This is a genomic window from Bradyrhizobium sp. 132 (assembly GCF_023074185.1).
Lineage (GTDB): Bacteria > Pseudomonadota > Alphaproteobacteria > Rhizobiales > Xanthobacteraceae > Bradyrhizobium.
Genome location: NZ_JADPKY010000071.1, coordinates 131,459 through 153,900, shown reverse-complemented (window position 1 = coordinate 153,900; position 22,442 = coordinate 131,459). Strand labels below are relative to the sequence as shown.

Below are 22,442 nucleotides of genomic sequence, written 5' to 3'. Positions count from 1 at the left end.
GAATCAAGAAGTGATCTGACATGGCCGCTGCCCTGCAAAATGCCAACTCCAACGACATCACCAGCGTGATCTCCACGCTTGGTCAGCGTGCCGGCAGCCGTGGAGGTGCGAAGGTCGAAGCCGTGGTGGGGCCGAAGCGTGCCGCAATCCTGATGCTGGCGTTGGGCGAGCAATATGGCGGCAAGATCTGGTCGCTGCTCGACGACGACGAAGTGCGCCAGCTCTCGCTGGAGATGTCGACGCTCGGAACCGTCGAGGTCGACACTGTTGAGGACATGCTGCTCGAATTCGTCTCGCGGATGTCGGCCTCCGGCGCGCTGATGGGCAATTTCGACGCCACCGAGCGGCTGCTCCAGCAATATCTTGCACCCGAGCGCGTCAACGGCATCATGGACGAAATCCGCGGTCCGGCCGGCCGTAACATGTGGGAGAAGCTCTCCAACGTGCAGGAAGAGGTGCTCGCCAACTATCTCAAGAACGAATATCCGCAGACCATCGCGGTCGTGCTGTCGAAGCTGAAGCCGGAACACGCCGCGCGCGTGCTCGGCATCTTCCCCGAGGATCTGGCGCTCGACGTCGTCAACCGCATGCTGAAGATGGAGGCGGTCCAGAAGGAGGTGATCGAGAGCGTGGAGAAGACGCTGCGCACCGAATTCATGTCCAACCTGTCACAGACCCGCCGCCGTGACGCCCACGAAGTGATGGCGGAAATCTTCAACAATTTCGACCGCCAGACCGAAACCCGCTTCATCACCTCGCTGGAAGAGGACAATCGCGAATCGGCCGAGCGCATCAAGGCGCTGATGTTCACCTTCGACGACCTCGTGAAGCTGGATTCCGGCTCGGCCCAGACCTTGATGCGCAACGTCGACAAGGACAAGCTCGGCGTCGCGCTCAAGAGCGCCAACGAGGACGTCCGCAATTTCTTCTTCGGCAACATGTCCTCGCGTGCGGCCAAAATGCTCCAGGACGACATGGCGGCGATGGGTCCGGTCCGCCTGCGCGACGTCGACGAGGCCCAGGCGCTGCTGGTCAACCTCGCCAAGGACCTCGCCGCCAAGGGCGAGATCATGCTGACCAAGAACCGCGCCGACGACGAGCTGGTGTATTGATGGGCGCTCCGGCAAAATTCCTGTTCGACAACGACTTCGCCGCGCCCGACCGGACGCGCGAGAAGGCCGCAACTGCGGCCGAGATCGCCCAGAAGGTCGCGGAAGCCGAGGCGCGCGCCTATCAGGACGGCTTTGCCGCCGGCCAGCGCGAGGCCAAGGCCGAGAGCGACCGCCGCGTCGCGCTCGCGATGGAAGAGATCAACATCGGAATCCGGGGCATTGCCTCGGGCATCGGCAACATCGAAACCAAGATGGAGACCGAGGCGGTCGACGTGGCGGTGGCGGTGGCGCGTAAGCTGTGCGCCGATCTGGTCGCCGCCGAGCCGCTCGGCGAGATCGTCGCGCTGATCAAGGACTGCTTCTCGCATCTGGTCGCGACGCCGCATCTCGTCATCCGCATCAACGACGCGCTCTACGACGCGGCCCGCGAGAACATGGAGCGGCTGGCCAAGCAGAGCGGCTTCGAAGGCCGGCTGGTGATTCTGGCCGAGCCCGAGATTGCTACCGGTGATTGCCGGATCGAATGGGCCGATGGCGGCGTCGTGCTGGAGCGCGGCGCCATCACAGCCAAGATCGACGAAATGGTGGGACGCTATGTTGCGTCCCGCAGGGGGAGCTAAGCCATGAGCGACACTGACGGACAGGTCCCGCTGCCCGATCTCAACGGCCCGATGCCGCCTGCCGGCACCGACGTCGGCTACAACGAGGACGAATATGCGATGCGCGCCGCCGCCGACCTCGAGGCCGTGTTCGACGTACCGGTGCAGGTCTCGGCCGTGCTCGGCCGCTCCAAGATGGACGTCAGCGAGCTGTTGAAGCTCGGGCCCGGGACCGTACTCGAGCTCGACCGGCGCGTCGGCGAAGCCATCGACATCTACGTCAACAACAAGCTGGTCGCCCGCGGCGAAGTGGTCCTGGTGGAGGACAAGCTCGGCGTGACCATGACCGAAATCATCAAGGCTGAACGCGCTTAAAGCGATGACGCGCGGCAGCGCGACCAGACGGACAGGAGACTGATATGCGGCTTCTCATCGTTGGCACATTGAAGGGCCAGCTCACCACCGCCACCAAGATCGCGATGGCGAACGGTGCCACCGTGACCCACGCCGAGGATCACGAGCAGGCGATGCGCGTGCTGCGTGGCGGCAAAGGCGCCGACCTGCTGCTGGTCGACGTCGCCCTCGACATCCGCGACCTCGTGATGCGGCTCGAAGCCGAGCACATCCACGCTCCGATCGTCGCCTGCGGCATCACCAACGACGCCCGCGCCGCGGTTGCCGCGATCCACGCCGGCGCCAAGGAATACATCCCGCTGCCGCCGGACCCGGAGCTGATCGCAGCCGTGCTGGCCGCGGTCGCCAACGATTCCCGCGAGCTGGTCTACCGCGACGAGGCGATGGCCAAGGTGATCAAGCTCGCCCAGCAGATCGCGGGCTCGGACGCTTCCGTGATGGTCACCGGCGAATCCGGCACCGGCAAGGAAGTGCTGGCCCGCTACGTCCATACCCGCTCGGCCCGCGCCAAGCGCCCGTTCATCTCGATCAACTGCGCCGCGATCCCCGAGCATCTGCTGGAGTCCGAACTGTTCGGCCACGAAAAGGGCGCCTTCACCGGCGCGATCGCCCGCCGCATCGGCAAGTTCGAGGAGGCAACCGGCGGCACGCTGCTGCTCGACGAAATCTCGGAGATGGACGTCCGCCTGCAATCGAAACTGCTCCGCGCCATCCAGGAGCGCGTGATCGACCGCGTCGGCGGCACCAAGCCTGTCCCGGTGGACATTCGCATCATCGCGACCTCGAACCGCAATCTGGTTGAGGCCGTACGCGAAGGTACGTTCCGCGAGGACCTCCTGTTCCGGCTCAACGTCGTGAATCTGAAGATCCCGCCACTGCGCGAGCGTCCCGCCGACATTCTCGAGCTCGCCCAGCACTTCGTCAAGAAATACGCCGAAGCCAACGGCGTGCCGATGCGCCCGATCTCGGCGGAAGCGCGACGCGTGCTTTCCGCCAACCGCTGGCAGGGCAACGTCCGCGAACTCGAAAACACCATGCACCGTTCGGTCCTGATGGCGCAGGGCGACGAGATCGGCGCCGACGCCATCCTCACGCCGGACGGCGACCGCCTCGACCTCGCCAAGACCGCGCCGGCCGTGGCGCATGCCACCATGGCCGCCGAGCAGGTAACGCGGGCCCTGGTCGGCCGCACCGTCGCCGATGTCGAACGCGACCTGATCCTGGAGACGCTGAAGCACTGCCTCGGCAACCGGACCCATGCCGCCAACATCCTCGGCATCTCGATCCGCACGCTGCGCAACAAGCTCAACGAATATTCCGACGGCGGCATCCCGATTACGCCCGCCGGCACGCCGGGTGAATATCCGCGCATGCCGATGGTGGGGGCGTAGGCGCTCTACGCTGATCGAGAGAATGCGAATGCCCGGGCCAAGTCCCGGGCATTTTTGTTTGAATGCAGGCTACCGCCCTCGTCATTGCGAGCGCAGTAAAGCAATCCAGGATCTTTCCGCGGTGACAGACTGGATTGCTTCGCGTCGCTCGCAATGACGGCGTTGAGGGCGGTTCTCGCATAACGGGACCGCGCTACGTGACTAGGCCATCCGCAGGCAACGCCCTATAACCCCGCATGAAAACCACGCGAGGGTAAACATGTCTGAAGCTCAAATCACGGACTGGCTGGCGACGCAGCGGCAGGCGATGATCGACCTGCTGCGCGATGTCGTGAACATCGATTCCGGGTCCTATGACAAGGAAGGCGTCGATGCGGTCGGGGCGCGGTTCGAGCGGCATTTTGCCGAGCACGGCATCCCGTTCCGGCGTGAAAACAACGCCACCTTCGGCGATGCGATCCATGCCGACGTCGCAAAGCCCGGCAGCAACGAGAAGCCGGTGCTGTTGATGGGACATCGCGACACCGTGTTCGGCAAGGGCGAGGCCGGGCGGCGTCCGTTCACGATCCAAGACAAGCGCGCCTATGGTCCGGGCGTTGCCGACATGAAGTCGGGCGTCGTCATGAACATATTCGTGGCGACCGCCTTCCATAAATTCGGCGGCAGCCCGCACCCGATCAAGGTGCTGATCACCTCGGACGAGGAGATCGGCTCGCCCTCCTCCCGGCCGGTGATCGAGCGCGAAGGACGCGCGGCGCGCGCCGTGTTCAATTCCGAGCCGGGCCGCCCGACCGGCAATATCGTCACGGGGCGCAAGGGCGGCATCTTCATGCATGTCGCCATCACTGGCAAAGCCGCGCATTCCGGCGCCAATTTCGTCGCCGGCGTCAGCGCGATCGGCGAGCTCGCGCACAAGATCGTGCAGATCCACGCGCTGACCGATCTCGACAAGGGCATCACGCTGAACGTCGGTCTCGTCTCGGGCGGGCAGTCCGTCAACACGACGGCGCCTTATGCGGAGGGGCAGATCGACATGCGCTACGTCGATCCCGCGGATCGTGCGAGGGTGATGGCCGCGATCGAGACGATCATCGCGACGTCTTTCGTGCCGGGCACCAGCGCGACGCTGACGGTCAAGGGCGAGTTCGTCCCGGTGGTGCAGAGCGCCGATTCAAAAGCGCTGTTCGAAACTTATCAGTCCGCCGCAAAGCAGGCCGGCCTCACCACGCTCCAGGGCGAGTTCTCCGGCGGCTGCGCCGATTCCGGCTTCACCGCCGCGGTCGGCACGCCGACCATCTGCGGCCTCGGCCCCGTCGGCGGGCTCGCGCACACGGCGGAGGAATATCTCGAGCTCGACAGCATCGTGCCTCGCGCACAGGCGCTGGCGCTGGCGATTTTGCGAGGCTAGTCGCACACACTCCGCCGTCATGGCCGGGCTTGTCCCACGCATCCACGTCTCTCCGGGAATCGCGGCTACGCGTGGATGGACCAAGCCCGGCCATGACGAGGAGAGAGCCGTCACGAATAACTCGGCGCGTCCGGCTTGCGGAAGATGTGGATGGGGTCGCCCGGCACGATCGGTTGGCCGCTGAACATGGCATAGGCGTAGAGCGCGAGATAGGCGATCGCGAGCGCGCCGATGGCGTAGAAGGCCCAGGTCGCGACGCGTTTCATCATTGCGCTCCATTGCCGTCCCGGCGGGAGGCCGAGGTGCTTCTAGAGCGATGAAAGCGAAAAGGCCAGCCTGTGCGTCCCTCGTCCGGCGGCGATCAAATGCCGCGCCGGAGGTGGGTGGGAACGCTGACGTCCGCAAGCCTGGCCGCGTCTTCGTCCTGATCGACCGCCACGTACTGGCCGTGCCAATAGGCCAGCGCAGCGTTGCGGGTGGAATTCCTGACATCCCGGACACGGCCGATGACGATGCCATGCGAATGGCGCTCGACGATCTCCTCGACCTCGCAATCGACGGCGGACAATGCGCCGACCAGCAGCGGAACGCCCGAAACCGCCGTTACCCACCGGGCGCCCGCGAAACGATCGACACCCTTGAGCCCTCCCTTGCCGGCAAAGCGCTCGGCGACGTCGAGCTGATCGGCCGCGAGGATGTTCACGCCGAAAGCGCCGTGGCGCCGGATCAGCGGGAAGGACGAGGCATCGCGATTGATGCTGACGATCAGCGTCGGCGGCTCGACCGACAGCGAGGCGACGGAAGTGACCGTCATGCCGGTAATGTCCTTGCCTCGCCCGGCGGTGATGACGCTGACGCCGCCGGTGAGGTGGCGCATGGCGCCGCGGAAATCGGCGGACGTGACGGCAATTTCGGTCATGAGATCGCGGGGCACTACATTCATGGCATCGCCCCCAAACGGGGTCCCTCGCTATTTAGGTACGATCGTCCGCCGACAAAAGGTGGCTCAGGATCGAGCCTTCGAGACCCGCGAGCTCGGCCGAGCCGCGTTCGCGGGGCCGGGCCGTGTTAACCACGACGTCATGGGCGATCCGTCCCTCCTCGATCACCAGCACCCGGTCGGCCAGCGCGACCGCCTCGGCGACGTCGTGGGTCACCAGGATCGCGGTAAAGCCCTGGTCGCGCCAGACGCGCTCCAGCAACCGCTGCATCGAGATCCGGGTCAGCGCGTCCAGCGCGCCGAGCGGCTCGTCGAAGGCGAGCACCCGCGGACGCGAGACCAGCGCGCGGGCAAGGGCAACGCGCTGCTTCTGGCCACCCGACAGCACCGAGGGCCACTGGTCGCGCTTGTCGGTCAGCCCGACCTCGGTCAGCGCCTTCTCGGCGCGCGTGTGCGCGTCACTGGATGAACGATCGCGACCGAGACCGACCTCGACATTGGAGAGAACGCGAGCCCAGGGCAACAGCCGGGGCTCCTGGAACATCACGCGGATATCCTCGGGTTTCACCGCGTCGCCGAGCGAGATGCTGCCGGCGTCAAACTTTTCCAGGCCGGCGATCAGGCGAAGCAACGTGCTCTTGCCGCAGCCGCTCTTGCCCACGATCGCAACGAACTGGCCGGCCGGGATGTGCAAATCAATGCCGCGCAGCACCTCATTGTCGCCGTAGGATTTGCGCAAAGCCCGGATGCTGAGCGGCAAGCCGCTGGTCTGCGCCGGCCGTTCCTCGCGCAGCACACGGGCGTGAGGCGCGAAATTGGCGCGGCTGGCGAGTTCGGTTTCCGGAAGGGAGGTACGAAGGGCTGTCTGCATGTCACTCTCAACGTTTCTGGAAGGCGGGGTGCCAGGAGAGCATCAGGCGCTCCAGCACGCGGGAGGCGCTGTCGGCGAGCTTGCCGAGCAGCGCGTAGATCAGGATCGAGAGCACGACGACGTCGATCAGCATGAACTCGCGCGCCTGCATCGCCATGTAGCCGAGGCCCGAAGACGCCGCGATGGTCTCGGCGACGATCAGGGTCAGCCACATGATGCCGAGCGCGAAGCGGATGCCGACGAAGATCGAGGGCAGCGCGCCCGGGAAGATCACGCGTCGGAACAGCTCGCCATCGCTCATGCCGTAGATGCGGCCCATCTCGATCAACTGGGGATCGACAGTGCGGATGCCGTGCAGCGTGTTGAGGTAGATCGGGAAGAACACGCCGAGCGCCACCAGGAACAACTTCGCGCTCTCGTCGATGCCGAACCACAAAATGACCAACGGGATCAGTGCCAGATGCGGCACGTTGCGCACCATCTGGAGCGTGGTGTCGGTGAGCTTTGAGGAGAGCTGCGACAGGCCGTTGGCGAGACCGAACGCGAAGCCGATACTGCCGCCGATCAGGAAGCCGATCGAGGCGCGCCAGAACGAGACCCAGATGTTGCGCACGAGCTCGCCGGAGAGCAGCAGCTTCCAGCCTGCGAGCATGACGTCGCTCGGCGCCGGCAGCACCCGCGTCGGCACAAAACCGGTGACGCTGGCAACCTGCCAGATCGCGATGATGGCGAGCGGCACGATCCACTGGATCAGGCCGTCGAGGCGCGGCAGGCGAAAACTGCGCGGGAACGAAACGCTGTCGATCAGGCTCATGACTGCGACACCTTGTGCTGCGGACGGAAGTCGCTGCCGACCGTTTCACCAAAGGGGCCGCCGTTGAAGTGAAGCTTGGTCACGTTGCTGGGCTGCTCCAGCGAAAGCAGCGGGAACACCAGCTCGGCGAAGCGATAGGCTTCCTCCAGATGCGGGTAGCCCGACATGATGAAGGTATCGATGCCGATGTCCTGATACTCCTTGATACGGGCCGCGACGGTCTGGGCGTCGCCGACCAGTGCCGTGCCGGCGCCGCCGCGCACGAGGCCGACACCGGCCCACAGGTTCGGAGCGATCTCGAGCTTGTCGCGCTTGCCGCCATGCAGCTGTGCCATGCGCTGCTGGCCGACGGAATCCATCCGCTCAAAGTTCTTCTGCGCCGTGGCGATGGTCTCGTCGCTGACATGCTTGATCAGCTCGTTGGCAGCCTGCCAGGCCGCTTCATTGGTCTCGCGGACAATCACGTGGAGCCGGATACCGAAGGACAATTTTCGGCCACGTGCTGCGGCGACCTCCCTCACCTTGGCGATCTTCTCCGCGACCAGCGCCGGCGGCTCACCCCAGGTGAGATATTTGTCGACGGCGTCGACGGCGACGTCGATGCCGGCATCCGACGAGCCGCCGAAATAGAGCGGCGGCCGCGGCGACTGCACCGGCGGAAACAGCAGCTTGCCGCCTTCGACATGGATGTGCTTGCCCTCGACATTGACGGTCTTGCCGGCGAGCAGGTCGCTATAGACGTTGAGAAACTCGCGGGTGACCTCGTAGCGCTCGTCATGGCCGAGGAAGATGCCGTCGCCCTTGTTCTCGACGGGATCGCCACCGGTGACGACGTTGACGAGAAGACGGCCGTTTGTGATGCGATCGAGCGTCGCGGTCATGCGCGCGGCCACGCTCGGCGATTGCAGGCCGGGCCTGACGGCCACGAGATAGCGCAGCCGCTCGGTGAACGGCGCGACCGAGGAGGCGACGATCCAGGAATCCTCGCAAGATCGCCCGGTCGGCAGCAGCACGCCGAAATAGCCGAGCTGGTCGGCGGCCTGCGCGATCTGGCGTAGATAGTTGAAATTGACCTCGCGGCCGCCGACGCCGGTGCCGAGATAGCGGCCGTCACCGTGGGTCGGCAGGAACCAGAGGATGTTGGCGTTTGCTTGCTTGCTCATGTGCTTGCTCATGATCCTGGCTTCCGCGCCACGTCGGAAATCTTGATGGATTTGGGAATCAGGTTGAGCGCGAAGAACGCGTCGGCAACCTGCTGCTGATCGGCGACGACGGCGTCGGTGATCGGCTTGATGCCGTAGGCCTGCCGCTTCAGCGCCACCTCGACCACGGGGACCGGCAGGCCGATCGCGGGCGCCAGCTGCTCGGCAACCGCGTGGATGTCGCCCTCGGCCCAATCGTCGACCGCGCTCAGCTCGGCCAGCACGGCGTCGACGATCTCAGGATTGGCTTCGAGGAATTTCTTCGAGGAGAAATAGAACTGGTAGTTCGCCACGATGTCGGTGCCGTCGGCGAGCGTACGTGCGCCGGTCGCCGCTTCCGCGGCGGCCTGGAACGGATCCCAGATCACCCAGGCATCGACCGCGCCGCGCTCGAAGGCGGCGCGCGCATCGGCTGGCGCCAGAAATACCGGCTCGATCTCGGAATATTTGACGCCGGCCTTCTCGAGTGCCTTGACCAGGAGATAGTGGACGTTGGAGCCCTTGTTGAGCGCGACCTTCTTGCCCTTGAGATCGGTGACAGACTTCAGCGGGCTGTCTTTCGGCACCAGGATCGCCTCGCCCTTCGGGGCCGGCGGCTCGTAGGCGACATACTGGATCGGGGCGCCGGCGGCTTGCGCGAAGATCGGCGGGGCTTCGCCGGTGTTGCCGAAATCGATCGCGCCGACATTGAGCGCCTCGAGCAGCGGCGGGCCGGAGGGGAATTCGGTCCACACCACCTTGTAGCCGTTGGCCGCGAGCTTCGGCTCCAGCGTGCCCTTGCTCTTGAGCAGCACCAGCTTGCCGTATTTCTGATAACCGATGCGAACCACCTTGTCTTGACCGTAGGAGGTGCCGACCGCGGCGGCGACGATGCCGATCGACAGCACGATGGCCGCGATCAGACGCTGAATGATACGTCTCATGTTCAAACCCTTCTGGATGGGAAGATCGGTCGGCACGATCAGGCTGCCGGGTTGCGCCAGACGATGTCGCGAACGACGATCGGCTTGGGGATCAGGCCGAGCTTGTAGAAGCGGTCGGCAACGCCCTGCTGGGTGACGACGATGTCGTCGGTGACGGGGCCGACCACGAAGTTCGCGCGATTGGCTGCGACGGTCTGGATATCCAGCGGGACGCCGGTGATCGCGGCGAGCGATCTCGCGACCTCGTCGCGGTTCTGTTCGGCCCATTTGCCGGCCGCCGTTGTCACGTCGACGATCTGTTGCAGGATCGCACCGTGGTTCTTCGCGAAATCGCGGTTGGCGATGTAGAAGGAATTGGTCTTGGTGACCTCGCGTGCATTGATCAGGATGCGGCCGCCCTGCTTGGTCTCGCCGATCGCAAAATACGGATCCCAGATCGCCCAGGCCTCGATGCTGCCATTGGCAAAGGCAGGCCCGGCATCCGGCGGCGTCAAATAGACCGGCGTGATGTCGGCGTAGGTGAGACCGGCCCTTTCCAGCGTCTGCACCACGATGTTGTGGGCACTGGAGCCCTTGGTGAAGCCGATGCGCTTGCCCTTCAAGTCAGCGATGGTGCGTATCGGCGAGCCCTTCGGCACCAAAATGCCCTGGCCGTTGGTGATGGGCTGGCCGGCGGCATAGACGATTGCCGCGCCCGCGGCCTGGGCGAACACCGGCGGGGAATCGCCGACCGAGCCGAAATCGACGCTGCCGACATTCATCGCCTCCATCATCGGAGGCCCCGAGGAAAACTCGACCCATTTCACCTCGATGCCTTGCGGATTGAAATGTTTTTCCAAGGACGCCTGCTGGCGCGTGATGACGAGCACGCCGGTCTTCTGGTAGCCGACCCGAATTTCCTTCACCGCGCTTTGTGACGTTCCTTGCGCTTTGGCGCGCGAGGCGAATGCAGCGACTGCCGCAGTTCCAACGGATAATTTGAGAAAGTCGCGACGCTGCATTCCGCACTCCCGGCCGCACGTGGCCGTCATCATTCGTCTTGCACAAATGATGGTGCGACTTATCGGAGGTGTCGAGACGCGCGAGAAAATAGCGATGCGAGCACTGCGCCCGGTGCCGCGCGCACGATTAATCTTTCAAGCGGTGGAGCGAATGAAGATGGAATTTTTCTGCACGCGGATGTGAGTCCCGAGCGCGTTGGGTCTCACGACGCGTGACCGGACCAAAAACCGCGAAAACAACCCCATGCACAGTAGCCGGGGCGTGCGAAAACAATGACTTACGTATATCCGAAATTCGTTTGACTCGCCGGGCAAAACGGGGGCAAGATGAGACCGTGGCGGCGTTCGGGATGGACCCGCCTCTGGCGGGCTAATGCAGCCACCTCACCGGCAAATTCTGCAGCCCGCGGAACGCCCAGCCGCCGACCCGCACCGGCTCGTCGTCGGCCAGCTCGAGCTTTTGGGCACGCGCGAACAATGTCGGCAACGCGACATCGGCGATCATGGCGCGCGAGGCCCAGGCGCCGGCGCAAAAATGCGGACCGGCGCCGAACGCGACGCTCTTGGCGGTATCACGCCGCACGTCGAACTGGTCGGCGCGCTCAAAATGCTGCTCGTCACGGTTGGCCGAGCCGAACATCAGGAACACACGCTCATCAAGTTCGAACGAGACGTCGCGGATGCTCCACGGCTTTGCGATGCGCCGCGGCGACATGCCGATCGGCGAGATCCAGCGGGCATATTCCTCGAAGGCCTGGAGCCAGGTCACCTCGCCTTTGCGCACCAGATCGAGCTGCTCGGGATGGGACAGCAGCGCCCACACCGTGCCGGCGATCGCCTTGCGCGGTTCGTTCTGGCCGCCTGATATCGCGAGTTTGACGTTGGCGCGCACGCTCTCCATCGACATGCCCGAAGCAAGCAGCACGCCAAGGATGCTCCGGTCAGGATGCTTGCGCATCACCGGCAGGATGTCGTCGATCGCCGCATCGATGCCTGATGTCGCCGCATGGCAGCGCGCCTCGACGGCCGTATCGCCGCTGTAGTTGGCGATGCCCTCGATCATGCCCTGCGACCATGCATCCATGTCCCCAAAGCCGATATTGGTGAGGCCGGTAATGGACTTCAGGCATTCGCCGGAGAACGGCAGCGCGAAGTCGCGCATGAAGTCGATCCGGCTGCCCGGAACGATTGCATCGATGATGCGGTCAGCATGCGCCTGGAATTGCGCGGTCCAGTGCGCCTTCACTGTCTTCGGCGACACCGTCGGAAACATCGCGCGGCGCTCGACCTGGTGCGCCTCGCCGTCCTTGCGCATCATGTTGTGGCCCATCAGCCGATTCATCAGGCCTGCGGGCTGGTGCGAGGAGAACACGTCGATCTGCTTCTCGGAGATCGAGATGTCGTCGCGGCGCGTCAGCAGCGTCGAGCCGAGCTGCGGTACGAAGGCGATCGGCGCCTCTTTACGCATTGTCGCGAGCATCGGGTAGGGGTCGGCCCAGAACGCGACAGGGTCGATGTCGATGCGCGGCGCGGTGCTCAAGACGGCCTCCCCTGAATTCTCCTGTGCTTCAGGACAGACTAGCGAACTCCGCGGCCCGGGTCTGTCCCTAGCGATAGGGACGTACGGAATTGGAGTTACTGGGCCTCGGCAATCTTCGGTCCAGATGACTGCATCTGCGCGTTAGTTGCCGAGGGTCGGTTCGACAGCGATGCCGGGTCCGGCGATCGGGAAGCGGCGTCGGGCGGTGCTCCCTCGGATGGTCGACGGGCAGCGGTAGTTGGAAGCACGATCACTTTCGCTCCGATCTTCACCCGCTCAAAAAGGTCCACGACGTCTTCATTGGTCAGGCGGATGCAGCCGGACGAAACCCGCTTCCCGATCGTATCGGGCTTGTTGGTGCCGTGAATTCTATACTCGGTTTCGCCTAGATACATCGCCCGAGCGCCGAGCGGGTTGCCGGGGCCGCCCGCCATAAACCGCGGCAGATAAGGCTGACGCACAACCATCTCCGCAGGCGGACGCCAATCCGGCCATTCTGTTTTACGGGCCACAGTCTGCTCACCGGACCACGTGAAACCTTCGCGGCCAACACCGATGCCGTAGCGCATCGCTTGCCTGTCGTTCAGAACGAAATAAAGGAACGTGTTTCCGGTATCGATGATCACGGTGCCCGGCGCCTGGTGGCTGGTGTAGTCAATGACCTGCCGAACAAATGCTCCGGGACCGTCAGCAGCTTTTGGTGGTTCGACTTGAGGCGCCCGGGCCGGAATCGGAGCCGGCGCTGATGCATGAACTGGAGTTGACACGTAAACCGGAGTTGACGACGCCATGGCTTGGTTCGCAGACGGTTTTCGGATCGGTTGTACGCTCGCCGGGCGAGACAGCAAACTGTACCCCAATGCTGCGATGGCCACGGCGCCAATCGCAACTCTCCCGGCCATTGGAAGTGCGAGCGTCTCCGCCTTTCCACGTTTGGCCCGCTTACTCATGTCTCTCCCCAGGTCACCATGCCCAAGAGAGTTACCCAGCAAAATTTAAGAAACTTCGAAGCGATCTCGCTCAGACTGGAACCGTGAAGATGGTTAACGCCGAACTTTTGTCGGGCCATGAACGGACAATATGCGGTCCGTCACCCAGGTTTTGCTAGACGGGGTAGCGCCACCGCAGAGCGCGGCGGACGACAACCAGCGCCAATATATTTGCTGGGAAGCTAAACCACAGGATCGTCGGGACCGCCAACGCGATGCATGCATGGATCAGGTAAATAACCTGCCCGATAAAACCGGCAAGCAGCCCGACTCTGGTCCAGCCCAATAGTGTTCGCGGTACCCAATCATCGGACTCGCCGATTAGATAGGCTGCGATCCATTCCGACAAGAATTCCATGCTCTGCTTTGACACCCGGCCCTTCGCGGGCATTTAAGAACTCGCTTCAATATCGATCAAGTCCACTTCGGGTCAACAGTCGACGATCCCGGCGGGCGAACTGCGCGCCGCTTTGCTCGGAAGCAGATACCGCGGACTTAGCGTCTCCCTCAATTCAGGCTGCGGGGGCCAGCCAGCAGGCGGAGCACGATGGCAAACAGCTCGCTCTGCGAGGAGATGCCGAGCCGCTCATAGGCGCGTTTGCGGTAGGTCAGCGTCGAATGCAGGCTGATGCCGAGGGCTTGCGATATCGCCTCGGAGCTGAAGCCTGCGAGGATGCGACGGCAAACGTCCTGCTCGCGCGGGGTGAGGCTGGCGAGCGGCGTGCACGTCGCAAACAGCGTGGCGAGAGTCTGGTCGGTGGTCGCCGCGCCTTGCTGGAAATGGCGCGCCACGCTCGCGCCGATGGCCGGTGCAATGGCTCGGAGCCGCTCATGCTGCGCGGCGCTGAAACGGCCCTGGGCGGCGATGCGATAGAAATTGACGTAGAAGCAGGTGTCGTCGACCCAGATCGCGGTCGCGCATTTGTCCACGATGCCGGAATCCACAAAGAACATTTTTCGGTAGCGCGCGCCGTACATGCGGGGCGCGAAGGCCGGCAGTACGATCGGCGCGCGCCCCTTCCCTTCGAACAGCGCATCGCGGTTGGGGTCGGATTCGTGGAACTGCCCGGCATAGGCCGCGCCCAGATCGCCGCCGATCGGGATGTTGCCGGCATCGAGCAGGCAGTGTGCGGCGCCGGCACGGCTCAACGCGAACACCATGCAATGCCCGACATCGGCCTGCCGACGCAGCGTGTCGATCAGGACATTTGGAAAGTCGGGGCGGCCGATCGCGAGCACCGCGGGCGCGATGTCGCCGGCCGCCAAGCTTGAGCCTGAGCCTGTCCCGCGGGACCGCATCGTTCTCTCCCTGCCGCGTTTTGCCGAAGCCTATCAGCAAAGATCGCGGGCCGGAAGACGCCCTACCCCGCCGCCGCCTTCGCTGGCGCGACGGTGACGGCGAGCTTGCCGTAGCGGTCGGTGAAGGCCTCCGTGTCGATCTCTTCCAGCTTGATCTCACCGCTCATCACGCCCTGCTTCCAGGTTTCCTGCGCGGGATCGTTCTGGAACTCCGGCATCACCTCGCGGCCGAACAGCTCGAGCGATTCGCAGATATGCTCGTGACTGTTCTTGCCCGCTTGATTAAGCAGGATCACCTGGTCGATATGCGAGCTCTGGAAGCGCTTCAGCTTCCTGCGGATGGTCTCGGGCGAGCCGATCAGGCCGCCGCGCAGCGCGGCCTCCTGCGCCTCGGGATTGTCGCGCTTCCACTTGTTGTACTCGTCCCACATGTTGACGATGTAGGGCGCGGGACGCTGGCGGTTCTGCGAGGCGCCGTAGAAGCGCAGCGCGAACTGGAAGAAGGTGGCGCCGTCGGCGCGGGCGCGGGCCTCCTCGTCCGTCTTGGCGCACATGAAGAACGACACCAACGCCATGTTCGGGTTGATCTCATAGTCGGCGAGCTTTGCCAGACGCTTGGTCATGGCGTTGTAATAGGCGTGCACCCAGGCATGCGCGGCGTCCGCGCTGACGAACTGGAAGCCGAGCGCGCCAAAGCCGTGACGGCCGGCACGTTCGATAGTCGGCAGCTGCGAGCAGGCCATCCACAACGGCGGATGCGGCTTCTGCACCGGTTTCGGCACGACATTGCGCAATGGGATGTCGAAGTACTTGCCGTGATGCTCGGAGCCCGCGTCCTTGAACATCGGGAAGATCGCACTGACCGCTTCCTCGAAAACTTCTTTCTTCGTTTCCATGTCGCGTCCGAACGGCGTGAGTTCGGTAATGGACGCGCTCTCGCCCATGCCGAACTCGCAGCGGCCGTTGGAGAGCAGGTCGAGCACGGCGACGCGCTCGGCAACGCGGGCGGGATGGTTGGTGGTGAGCTGAAGGATGCCGTGGCCAAGCCTGATGTTCCTGGTGCGCTGGCTGGCCGCCGCGAGGAAGGATTCCGGCGAGGGCGAATGCGAGTATTCTTCGAGGAAGTGATGCTCGACAACCCACGCATGGTCGTAGCCGAGCCGGTCGGCGAGTTCCATCTGCGACAGCGCATTCTGGTAGAGCCTGAGCTCGTCGCCGGCCACCCAGGGCCTTGGCAGTTGCAGCTCATAGAAGATGCCGAACTTCATGACGCCGTCTCTCCCAAGTTTTCTTGCCCACTTATTGTTCTTGCGCTCATCTTAATGCGCGAGGCGGCGCTGTCTACGGAGCAGCAATTCCGTCGTGCGGGAGAACGATTCCTCGGCCGCAAGTAGCAGTGTGCGCCATAAGTGCATGTTTGGGCCGCTTGGCCTGAGCGAGCGCCTCGTCCTTCGAGACGACCACTTTGCGGTCTCCTCAGGACGAGGCTGAGCGGCATCTTTGCCTGTCGAAAGCGCTGCCACGCACTCCGTCCTCATCCTGAGGGCCCGCCAAAGGCGGGCGTCTCGAAGGATGGGCGGCAGGGAAACGGCAGTTAAATGCGATTGTCCTGCGCTTGAACCGGCGGTGCGAATGGTTAGTTTTGGGGATTGCGAATCGCTCCGTTTCGCCCCTCCTCAAGACAGACATGGCCACATTCACCCCGCATCAGGATGCCGCGCTCAAAGCCGTTGGCGATTGGCTGAAGGCAAAACCCGGCCGCAACGGCACGCCGCCGGTATTCCGCCTGTTCGGCTTTGCCGGCACCGGCAAAACCACGCTGGCGCGGCACATTGCCGACGGCGTCGACGGCGAGGTGAAGTTCGCTGCGTTCACCGGCAAGGCGGCGCTGGTCATGCGCAACAAGGGTTGCGACGAGGCCTCCACCATCCATTCGCTGATCTACCGCACCCGCGAATCCGGCGAGGAACAGCCGAGCTTCGAGCTGTGGGACGACGCCCCGGCCTCGAAGGCCAAGCTGATCGTGATCGACGAATGCTCGATGGTCGATGCCGAATTGGGCCGCGACCTGATGTCGTTCGACTGCCCGCTGCTTGTGCTGGGCGATCCCGCGCAGCTGCCGCCGATCCAGGGCGCCGGCTTCTTCACCAATACCGAACCCGACGCGATGCTGACCGAGGTGCACCGCCAGGCCCAGGACGACCCGATCGTGCGAATGTCGATGGACGTCCGCGAGGGACGTGAGCTCGACATCGGCCGCTATGGCGAGAGCGAGGTGGTGTCGCGCAAAGAACTCGATCCCGATCGCGTGATGGCCGCCGACCAGGTCCTGGTCGGCCGTAACAACACGCGGCGCGCGTACAATATGCGGGTGCGTCAGCGCCAGAATATCGAGGACACCTTTCCGGTCGCCGGCGACAAGCTGGTGTGCCTGCGCAACAACCGCAAGAAGGGCCTGTTCAACGGCGGCCTGTGGCGCGTGAAATCGCGCAACACCACGCGCTCGAAATCGCGCATTCTCAGCATGCGGCTGTCGCCGGACGAGGATCTTGGCCACAAGGTGACGAAGGTCTCGGTGCGCGCCGACTGCTTCGAAGGCGGCGTCGAGGCGATCGCCTGGGAGCAACGCAAGCCCTATGACGAGTTCGACTACGGCTATGTGCTGACCGTGCACAAGTCGCAGGGCTCGCAATGGGACGACGTCGTGCTATTCGACGAGAGCTTTGCGTTTCAGGAGAGCCGAGCACGGTGGCTGTACACGGGGATCACGCGGGCGGCGAAGCGGCTGAGCATTGTGGTGTGAGACCGTGGGGTGGGTTAGCCGAAGTCGTAACCCACCATGCTTCAGCGAATGCGGAACGAAGTTCGCGGTTACGCTTCGCTAACCCGCTACGCACGTACGATCTCTCACTTCCCAGCAACGAAATAAAAATCCTCGCGCCCCGGCGGCGAGCCGTACGAAAACGGCTGCTGCTCGTGCTTGGTCACAACCCAGACGTCGTCGCGGACGATGTCGAACAGTTTTCGGATCTCGACGCGCGGCACCTTGATCTCGCGGGCGAGCGCGGTGGCGAAGGGGCTGTCGGCGCCGCCATCGCCGTCCATCGCGGTCTCGCCGTGCTTGGCGGCGTAGACCACCATGAAGCCGGCGCCGGGCTCGATGTTAGAAAAGCCCTTGTCGACCAACTTGAGCGACAGCGTGCGCTGCATGGTCGGCGCGAACGGATTGTCACGGCAGGCATCCAGCATCACCAGACGCACCTTTCGCGCGGCGCCGACGGCGGCAATCACCTGCTCCAGCGCAACCGCCTGGGTCTCGGCGTCCCTGTCCGCGGCGAGCTTGGCGTCGACAGGAACGAGATAGTTGACGCCGCCGATCTCGAAACCGTGGCCGGCGTAATAGACCACCGCCCAATCCGCCTTCTCCGCCTCGGCGGCAAACGTCTGCAACGCTTCGAAGAATTTGTCGCGGGTCAGGTCGCTGACGGATATCACGGTCTGGAAGCCGACATCGCGCAGCACGCTTGCGATCATTTTCGAGTCGCGGGGCGGGTTGGGCAAGGCGTGGACGTTCTTGTAGGCGCCGTTGCCGATCACAAGCGCCACACGGCGCCCCGTTGATCCGGCCGGCGCCTGCGGTGTCAGCGCGGCGAGCCGTTCCCGCGCGATCGCGCGGGCGCGCGCGACGTCGAGCTCGTCGAACTTCGTCAGCGAATAGGCTGCCGCGCGATAGTCGGCGCGGGCCTGGGCGAGATCCTTCTTGCGCTCGTAGATCTGGCCGCGGCCTGAATGTGCCCGGACATTGTTCGGGTTGATCTGGATTGCCGTGTTGTAGTCCTTCAGCGCGGCGTCGAAATCGCCCTTCAACATGTTGACGTCGGCGCGATTGTTGATCGCGTAGGTGTTCTTCGGCTGCTTCTCGATCAATCCGTTGCAGTCGGCGAAGGCCTGGTCGTACTTGCCCATCATGCCGTAGGTGATGCAGCGGTTGCCGGTGATCTGCTGCGCGGCCGGGTCGATCTTCTCGGCCTCCGCGAAATCGGCGATCGCGCCGTCAAAATCCTGCATCAGCGTGCGCACGCGGGCGCGGTTGGTGTAGCCGAGCAGGAACTTGGGCGCGTATTTGATCGACAGGTTGAAATCGTCGAGCGCGCTTTGCAGCGCACCCCGGCGCAGCTGGATGATGCCGCGGTTGTTGTAGGGCACACCGTAGGTCGGGCGCTTTTGGAGCGCGAGGTTGTAGTCCGCCATCGCAAGGTCGTCCTGGCCCGTCCGCTCATGGGCGAGGCCGCGCAAATTGAGCGTGACGACGTTGTCGGGATCGAGATCGACGGCCATGGACAAGGTCTCGATCGCGTGGATGTAGTCGCGCTTGTTGATCAGCGTATTGCCGCGCACGGAGAGCGCGATGCCCTTGTCCTTGCCGGTGACACGGTCGGCGTTGAGCAGATTGTCGCAGGCCTGCGCCCTGGCCTGCGCATCCGCCTGGCGGTCGCGGCAAATGGCGAGGTCGTCGCCGGATTGCGGACCGGCCGCCGCGATCGAGCTCCAGGCGGCCAAGCCGGCGAGCACGACGACGAGGGTCAGGGATATGACGCGCAACATGTTGTCAGGTCAGCTCCAGCCATCACTCTTTAGGTCGATCACCGATCGCGCGGGTTCATCTAGCGCGGAGTTCCGGTCCTCGCCAAGCCGGTCTGTCCCAAGGCACGTTTTTCACAGACTCGTGTCAGTCCGGCCGTAACAATCGCCCGGCCGGCCCGTATCTCGAATGTCTGTAAATGCCGGGCAGGCTGTTCGCCCGGCTCCAACCGCCCTAGACTGTCAGACCTTCCGAAAGAGGATCGCCATGCGCCGACCTGCCATCCTGTCCCTGCTCGCCGCAACCACCGCCCTGACGCTGGCTTTTGCCGCGCCGACCCGGGCCGCCGAGGATGCGGTCGTGATCCCAACTCCCGCAGTGGATGCGGCCCCCGCAAGCGGGACCCAAACCGCCGTGATCGCCGGAGGCTGCTTCTGGGGCGTGCAGGGCGTGTTCCAACACACCGCAGGCGTCCTCAACGCGGTTTCCGGCTATGCGGGCGGCACCAAGGCGACGGCCGACTACCAGACTGTCTCGAGCGGCCGGACCGGCCATGCGGAATCGGTCGAGATCAAATACGACCCGAAGAAGATCTCCTACGGCAAGATCCTGCAGATCTACTTCTCGGTGGCGCACGACCCGACCCAGCTCAACCGGCAGGGTCCCGACAGCGGCACGCAATATCGCTCGGCGATCTTCACCACCTCCGACGAGCAGAAGAAGGTGGCCGAGGCCTATATCGCCCAGCTCAACGGCGCCAAGGTCTTCAGCAAGCCGATCGCGACCAAGGTCGGCGCGCTGGAGGCGTTCTATCCGGCGGAGGCCTATCATCAGGACTATCTGACGCTGCACCCGAACCAGCCCTATATCGCCTACAACGATCTCCCGAAGGTCGAGAACCTGAAAAAGCTGTTCGCGGATAACTACATCGAGAAGCCGACGCTGGTGAGTGCCAGCAAGGCTACCAACTGATCGCGAGATCACCAAAAAAGACGGGAGACCCATGCCCGACACCAAGACGAAAACCACAGACGACAAGGTCATCAAGAGCGAAGAGCAATGGCGCAGCGAGTTGTCGCCGATGCAGTATGCGGTACTGCGCGAGAAGGCGACCGAGCGTCCCTTCTCCGGCGAATATGAGCACGACCACCGCGCCGGCACCTATACCTGCGCCGGCTGCGGCAACGAGCTGTTCGAATCCGATGCGAAGTTCGATTCCGGCTGCGGCTGGCCGAGCTTCACCCAGCCCGCGGTCGAAAGCCATGTCGACGAGGAGCGGGACGTCACCCACGGCATGATCCGCACCGAGGTGCTGTGCTCCAAGTGCAGCGGCCATCTCGGCCATGTCTTCCCTGACGGCCCCGGGCCGACCGGCCTGCGCTACTGCATCAACTCGGCGGCGCTGAAGCTCGAGCCGAAATAATCGTTGCGTGTCCTCCGGTTCCGTCATGGAACCGGGGGACGCGATGTGCTTTTCTTCTTTGGCGGTGCGGCCAACCATCGTGTTTCAGCGGCCGCCAGGGAGGATGCCATGACGCTTGGGACCATCCTGATCATCCTGGTGATCATTTATCTGCTCGGCGGCCTGTCGGGCCGCTTCGGTGGCTACGGCTACGGGATGGGCCATTCCGGCATGGGGATCGGCGGCCTCGTGCTGGTGGTGCTGCTCGTGCTGCTGCTCCTCGGTAAGCTATAAACCAATCAAGCCATTGATATTATTTCGACTTTCCAAGTCGCGGACCTGCCATGCGTGGATTCATCATCTCTCATCGCAGGGGTCGCAATTTTGTCAAAACGGCCTATATTAGAGAACGAAAATGACATGTGCGGCGGGCCCACCTGATCGTGGCCTCCGCCCGTCCAAATCCCACGCGCTTAAAGCCCCAGAGCGATCACGAGGTCTTTGACCATGCGTCCACTGCGTCCGTTCAACTTCAACACCTCCGCCGAACTCTTTCCCGCCGCGATCCGCAAGAAGAAGCGCGCGGGCTTCACCTATCGGCGGTTTGGTACCGCGGCCGAAGCCGTGCAGTTCGCAATGGAGCAGCTGCCGACGGATTCGCTGAACGGCGCCTATCTCCAGGTCGAGGAAGCGCGCTTCGACCAGAACGGGATCCGCTCGCTTTACGAGAGCGAAGCCTTCCCGCTGCCCCGTCACCGCAAGCCTGAGCCCGTCGAGAACGCCGACGCCGACGCGGCGTAAGCTTTCTTTATTGCAAGCCTGCTTTATCGCAAGTCTCCGATGTGCGCTGAAGGCGCGATGGCCGAAAGGTCGTCGCGCTTTTTGCGTTTTGGGGAGTGTCAGGTGCGCGGCTGCTTGTCGAGCCAGCGGCGCAACAGGCGCACGTTGCGCATATTGGCGCGGAACATGACGTCGAAGGCGTCGCCCGCGAACGGGACGATGCCGACGACGCCGTCGACGGCGACATTTCCGAGCATGCGCGCGGTGAGGTACCAGGGCGCGCCGAGCGCGCGGGCCTCACGCACCAGCCACAGCGAGATCGCGGTCGTGATGATGTCGCCGACGATGGGGATCAGTCCGATCAGCCCGTCGATGCCGTAGCGGATATTGGTGCCGGGCAGGACGAAAGCGACGTCGAGCAGCTTTGCGATCGCCTCGATCCGCGCGATCCGCTGCTCGCGCGTCAGATTGCCGAACGGGCTGCCAGCAAATGGATTATCTTTGCCGAATTCGAAGCGAAATTCGCGAAAGCCTTGCTCCAGCGTTTCGGGCCGGATCTCGCGACCGTCCTGGTCGATGATCGGCCCACGCCCCTCGGCGCCCGAAGAAGCCGCGCCCGAGCGGCTTCCCGAACGGGATCGGCGTGGAGCAAGAATATCGTCATCGGACATGGTCATGATCTCAAGGCAACGCGCCAGCGCGGCTGAGGTTGCTGCGGCCTGATCAAGGGGTCGTGCGCTCAGCTCCGCGCCGCCGCCGGCAGCGGCTCCTCGACATATTTATGCACGAGCCAGGATGAAATCACCGCCGGCACGAACCCGACGAGGCCGTACAGGATCAACTGCACCGCGCCCGAATCCGGCCCACGCGAACTGTAAGTCAGGGAGGCCAGGATGAAAGCGAACACGCCGACCAGCAGCATCCGCAGCACCGGGCCGATCCGGCGGACGTGGACCAGAATATCGTCGACCGCGCCGAGCATCAGCGAGGGCAGGAAGCCGAACAGATAACTGTATTGCAGCGATTTGAAGAACACTGCGAACAGCTTGCCGACCTCGCCGAGGTTGGTCTGGGCCCAATAGCCGGACTGATAAGTCGTCGTCAGCAGCAGCAGGAACCCGCCCACGAACGGGCCAACCAGCGCAAACACCAGATAGCGTTTCATCAACCACCCC

At 63.9% G+C, this 22,442-nt stretch carries 24 protein-coding genes; 10 read left to right on the top strand and 14 right to left on the bottom strand.

All coding sequences use genetic code 11. The features are described from left to right. Positions 1 to 20: 20 nt before the first annotated feature. The 5 genes from fliG to IVA74_RS11880 all read left to right on the top strand — a co-directional run bounded on the left by fliG (position 21) and on the right by IVA74_RS11880 (position 4,924). Complete coding sequence (fliG, locus tag IVA74_RS11900) at positions 21 to 1,112, top strand: flagellar motor switch protein FliG (protein ID WP_247343297.1); 1,092 nt, start codon at positions 21 to 23, stop codon at positions 1,110 to 1,112. Next, positions 1,112 to 1,732: a FliH/SctL family protein gene (locus tag IVA74_RS11895; RefSeq protein WP_247343294.1), complete on the top strand. Its 621-nt coding sequence runs from the start codon at positions 1,112 to 1,114 to the stop codon at positions 1,730 to 1,732. The genes fliG and IVA74_RS11895 overlap by 1 nt, the downstream gene beginning before the upstream one ends. A gap of 3 nt (positions 1,733 to 1,735) precedes the next feature. Further along, positions 1,736 to 2,086: a flagellar motor switch protein FliN gene (fliN, locus tag IVA74_RS11890; protein WP_247343291.1), complete on the top strand. Its 351-nt coding sequence runs from the start codon at positions 1,736 to 1,738 to the stop codon at positions 2,084 to 2,086. A gap of 44 nt (positions 2,087 to 2,130) precedes the next feature. Next, positions 2,131 to 3,516, top strand: a complete 1,386-nt coding sequence (locus IVA74_RS11885; protein WP_247343288.1) for a sigma-54 dependent transcriptional regulator — start codon at positions 2,131 to 2,133, stop codon at positions 3,514 to 3,516. A 259-nt stretch (positions 3,517 to 3,775) separates the two neighbouring features. Beyond that, complete coding sequence (locus tag IVA74_RS11880; protein WP_247343285.1) at positions 3,776 to 4,924, top strand: M20 family metallopeptidase; 1,149 nt, start codon at positions 3,776 to 3,778, stop codon at positions 4,922 to 4,924. 110 nt (positions 4,925 to 5,034) lie between these two features. Here IVA74_RS11880 and IVA74_RS11875 read toward each other — a convergent pair whose 3' ends face one another. From IVA74_RS11875 to IVA74_RS11825, 11 genes are all read right to left on the bottom strand, one after another. Next, positions 5,035 to 5,193 carry a hypothetical protein gene (locus IVA74_RS11875; protein WP_247343332.1) on the bottom strand — a complete coding sequence of 53 codons (159 nt, stop codon included), beginning with the start codon at positions 5,191 to 5,193 and terminating at the stop codon, positions 5,035 to 5,037. A gap of 92 nt (positions 5,194 to 5,285) precedes the next feature. Further along, positions 5,286 to 5,867, bottom strand: coding sequence for a flavin reductase family protein (locus IVA74_RS11870; protein WP_247343282.1), 582 nt, complete (start codon positions 5,865 to 5,867; stop codon positions 5,286 to 5,288). A gap of 31 nt (positions 5,868 to 5,898) precedes the next feature. After that, on the bottom strand, positions 5,899 to 6,735 hold the full coding sequence (locus IVA74_RS11865; protein ID WP_247343279.1) for an ATP-binding cassette domain-containing protein: 837 nt from the start codon (positions 6,733 to 6,735) through the stop codon (positions 5,899 to 5,901). A 7-nt stretch (positions 6,736 to 6,742) separates the two neighbouring features. After that, positions 6,743 to 7,549: an aliphatic sulfonate ABC transporter permease SsuC gene (gene ssuC, locus IVA74_RS11860; RefSeq protein WP_247343275.1), complete on the bottom strand. Its 807-nt coding sequence runs from the start codon at positions 7,547 to 7,549 to the stop codon at positions 6,743 to 6,745. After that, positions 7,546 to 8,712, bottom strand: a complete 1,167-nt coding sequence (gene ssuD, locus IVA74_RS11855) for an FMNH2-dependent alkanesulfonate monooxygenase (RefSeq protein ID WP_247343272.1) — start codon at positions 8,710 to 8,712, stop codon at positions 7,546 to 7,548. Before ssuD ends, ssuC begins: the two co-directional genes overlap by 4 nt. Positions 8,713 to 8,720: 8 nt before the next feature. Further along, complete coding sequence (locus tag IVA74_RS11850; protein WP_247343269.1) at positions 8,721 to 9,674, bottom strand: sulfonate ABC transporter substrate-binding protein; 954 nt, start codon at positions 9,672 to 9,674, stop codon at positions 8,721 to 8,723. Positions 9,675 to 9,712: 38 nt separating this feature from the next. Beyond that, positions 9,713 to 10,675 carry a sulfonate ABC transporter substrate-binding protein gene (locus IVA74_RS11845; RefSeq protein WP_247343266.1) on the bottom strand — a complete coding sequence of 321 codons (963 nt, stop codon included), beginning with the start codon at positions 10,673 to 10,675 and terminating at the stop codon, positions 9,713 to 9,715. Positions 10,676 to 11,045: 370 nt separating this feature from the next. Then, positions 11,046 to 12,215 (bottom strand): cytochrome P450, encoded by a 1,170-nt coding sequence (locus tag IVA74_RS11840; RefSeq protein WP_247343263.1) that lies wholly within the window; start codon positions 12,213 to 12,215, stop codon positions 11,046 to 11,048. Positions 12,216 to 12,310: 95 nt separating this feature from the next. Beyond that, on the bottom strand, positions 12,311 to 13,165 hold the full coding sequence (locus tag IVA74_RS11835) for a L,D-transpeptidase (RefSeq protein ID WP_247343260.1): 855 nt from the start codon (positions 13,163 to 13,165) through the stop codon (positions 12,311 to 12,313). 546 nt (positions 13,166 to 13,711) lie between these two features. Beyond that, the gene (locus tag IVA74_RS11830; RefSeq protein ID WP_247343258.1) at positions 13,712 to 14,503 is read right to left on the bottom strand and encodes a LuxR C-terminal-related transcriptional regulator; all 792 of its coding nucleotides are present in this window, start codon (positions 14,501 to 14,503) and stop codon (positions 13,712 to 13,714) included. 62 nt (positions 14,504 to 14,565) lie between these two features. Continuing rightward, entirely contained in the window at positions 14,566 to 15,771 is a 1,206-nt protein-coding gene (locus tag IVA74_RS11825; protein WP_247343255.1) for an LLM class flavin-dependent oxidoreductase, read from the bottom strand. Positions 15,772 to 16,190: 419 nt separating this feature from the next. On the opposite strand from IVA74_RS11825, the gene IVA74_RS11820 reads away from it, so the two are divergent. Next, positions 16,191 to 17,306 (top strand): ATP-dependent RecD-like DNA helicase, encoded by a 1,116-nt coding sequence (locus tag IVA74_RS11820; RefSeq protein ID WP_247343252.1) that lies wholly within the window; start codon positions 16,191 to 16,193, stop codon positions 17,304 to 17,306. Positions 17,307 to 17,410: 104 nt separating this feature from the next. Here IVA74_RS11820 and IVA74_RS11815 read toward each other — a convergent pair whose 3' ends face one another. Beyond that, positions 17,411 to 19,108 carry a caspase family protein gene (locus IVA74_RS11815; RefSeq protein ID WP_247343248.1) on the bottom strand — a complete coding sequence of 566 codons (1,698 nt, stop codon included), beginning with the start codon at positions 19,106 to 19,108 and terminating at the stop codon, positions 17,411 to 17,413. Between the two features lie 244 nt (positions 19,109 to 19,352). Here IVA74_RS11815 and msrA point away from each other — a divergent pair, with 244 nt between their 5' ends. From msrA to IVA74_RS11795, 4 genes are all read left to right on the top strand, one after another. Then, the gene (gene msrA, locus IVA74_RS11810; RefSeq protein ID WP_247343245.1) at positions 19,353 to 20,057 is read left to right on the top strand and encodes a peptide-methionine (S)-S-oxide reductase MsrA; all 705 of its coding nucleotides are present in this window, start codon (positions 19,353 to 19,355) and stop codon (positions 20,055 to 20,057) included. Between the two features lie 31 nt (positions 20,058 to 20,088). Next, positions 20,089 to 20,508, top strand: a complete 420-nt coding sequence (gene msrB / locus IVA74_RS11805; protein WP_247343242.1) for a peptide-methionine (R)-S-oxide reductase MsrB — start codon at positions 20,089 to 20,091, stop codon at positions 20,506 to 20,508. A gap of 108 nt (positions 20,509 to 20,616) precedes the next feature. Continuing rightward, positions 20,617 to 20,781, top strand: a complete 165-nt coding sequence (locus IVA74_RS11800) for a DUF3309 family protein (RefSeq protein WP_211394774.1) — start codon at positions 20,617 to 20,619, stop codon at positions 20,779 to 20,781. Between the two features lie 213 nt (positions 20,782 to 20,994). Next, the gene (locus tag IVA74_RS11795; RefSeq protein WP_247343240.1) at positions 20,995 to 21,288 is read left to right on the top strand and encodes a hypothetical protein; all 294 of its coding nucleotides are present in this window, start codon (positions 20,995 to 20,997) and stop codon (positions 21,286 to 21,288) included. Positions 21,289 to 21,386: 98 nt separating this feature from the next. On the opposite strand, the gene IVA74_RS11790 is transcribed toward IVA74_RS11795, so the two are convergent. After that, a complete protein-coding gene (locus IVA74_RS11790; RefSeq protein ID WP_247343238.1) occupies positions 21,387 to 21,944 on the bottom strand; it encodes a DUF4112 domain-containing protein in 558 nt (185 codons plus the stop codon). A gap of 62 nt (positions 21,945 to 22,006) precedes the next feature. Further along, positions 22,007 to 22,432 carry a DUF5413 family protein gene (locus IVA74_RS11785; protein WP_247343236.1) on the bottom strand — a complete coding sequence of 142 codons (426 nt, stop codon included), beginning with the start codon at positions 22,430 to 22,432 and terminating at the stop codon, positions 22,007 to 22,009. Positions 22,433 to 22,442: the final 10 nt, after the last annotated feature.

Bases quoted from the DNA above. Each gene is read 5' to 3' on its own strand.
- fliG (WP_247343297.1), top strand. From the start codon at position 21: ATGGCCGCTGCCCTGCAAAATGCCAACTCCAACGACATCACCAGCGTG.
- IVA74_RS11895 (WP_247343294.1), top strand. From the start codon at position 1,112: ATGGGCGCTCCGGCAAAATTCCTGTTCGACAACGACTTCGCCGCGCCC.
- fliN (WP_247343291.1), top strand. From the start codon at position 1,736: ATGAGCGACACTGACGGACAGGTCCCGCTGCCCGATCTCAACGGCCCG.
- IVA74_RS11885 (WP_247343288.1), top strand. From the start codon at position 2,131: ATGCGGCTTCTCATCGTTGGCACATTGAAGGGCCAGCTCACCACCGCC.
- IVA74_RS11880 (WP_247343285.1), top strand. From the start codon at position 3,776: ATGTCTGAAGCTCAAATCACGGACTGGCTGGCGACGCAGCGGCAGGCG.
- IVA74_RS11875 (WP_247343332.1), bottom strand. From the start codon at position 5,193: ATGATGAAACGCGTCGCGACCTGGGCCTTCTACGCCATCGGCGCGCTC.
- IVA74_RS11870 (WP_247343282.1), bottom strand. From the start codon at position 5,867: ATGAATGTAGTGCCCCGCGATCTCATGACCGAAATTGCCGTCACGTCC.
- IVA74_RS11865 (WP_247343279.1), bottom strand. From the start codon at position 6,735: ATGCAGACAGCCCTTCGTACCTCCCTTCCGGAAACCGAACTCGCCAGC.
- ssuC (WP_247343275.1), bottom strand. From the start codon at position 7,549: ATGAGCCTGATCGACAGCGTTTCGTTCCCGCGCAGTTTTCGCCTGCCG.
- ssuD (WP_247343272.1), bottom strand. From the start codon at position 8,712: ATGAGCAAGCAAGCAAACGCCAACATCCTCTGGTTCCTGCCGACCCAC.
- IVA74_RS11850 (WP_247343269.1), bottom strand. From the start codon at position 9,674: ATGAGACGTATCATTCAGCGTCTGATCGCGGCCATCGTGCTGTCGATC.
- IVA74_RS11845 (WP_247343266.1), bottom strand. From the start codon at position 10,675: ATGCAGCGTCGCGACTTTCTCAAATTATCCGTTGGAACTGCGGCAGTC.
- IVA74_RS11835 (WP_247343260.1), bottom strand. From the start codon at position 13,165: ATGAGTAAGCGGGCCAAACGTGGAAAGGCGGAGACGCTCGCACTTCCA.
- IVA74_RS11830 (WP_247343258.1), bottom strand. From the start codon at position 14,503: ATGCGGTCCCGCGGGACAGGCTCAGGCTCAAGCTTGGCGGCCGGCGAC.
- IVA74_RS11825 (WP_247343255.1), bottom strand. From the start codon at position 15,771: ATGAAGTTCGGCATCTTCTATGAGCTGCAACTGCCAAGGCCCTGGGTG.
- IVA74_RS11820 (WP_247343252.1), top strand. From the start codon at position 16,191: ATGGCCACATTCACCCCGCATCAGGATGCCGCGCTCAAAGCCGTTGGC.
- IVA74_RS11815 (WP_247343248.1), bottom strand. From the start codon at position 19,108: ATGTTGCGCGTCATATCCCTGACCCTCGTCGTCGTGCTCGCCGGCTTG.
- msrA (WP_247343245.1), top strand. From the start codon at position 19,353: ATGCGCCGACCTGCCATCCTGTCCCTGCTCGCCGCAACCACCGCCCTG.
- msrB (WP_247343242.1), top strand. From the start codon at position 20,089: ATGCCCGACACCAAGACGAAAACCACAGACGACAAGGTCATCAAGAGC.
- IVA74_RS11800 (WP_211394774.1), top strand. From the start codon at position 20,617: ATGACGCTTGGGACCATCCTGATCATCCTGGTGATCATTTATCTGCTC.
- IVA74_RS11795 (WP_247343240.1), top strand. From the start codon at position 20,995: ATGCGTCCACTGCGTCCGTTCAACTTCAACACCTCCGCCGAACTCTTT.
- IVA74_RS11790 (WP_247343238.1), bottom strand. From the start codon at position 21,944: ATGACCATGTCCGATGACGATATTCTTGCTCCACGCCGATCCCGTTCG.
- IVA74_RS11785 (WP_247343236.1), bottom strand. From the start codon at position 22,432: ATGAAACGCTATCTGGTGTTTGCGCTGGTTGGCCCGTTCGTGGGCGGG.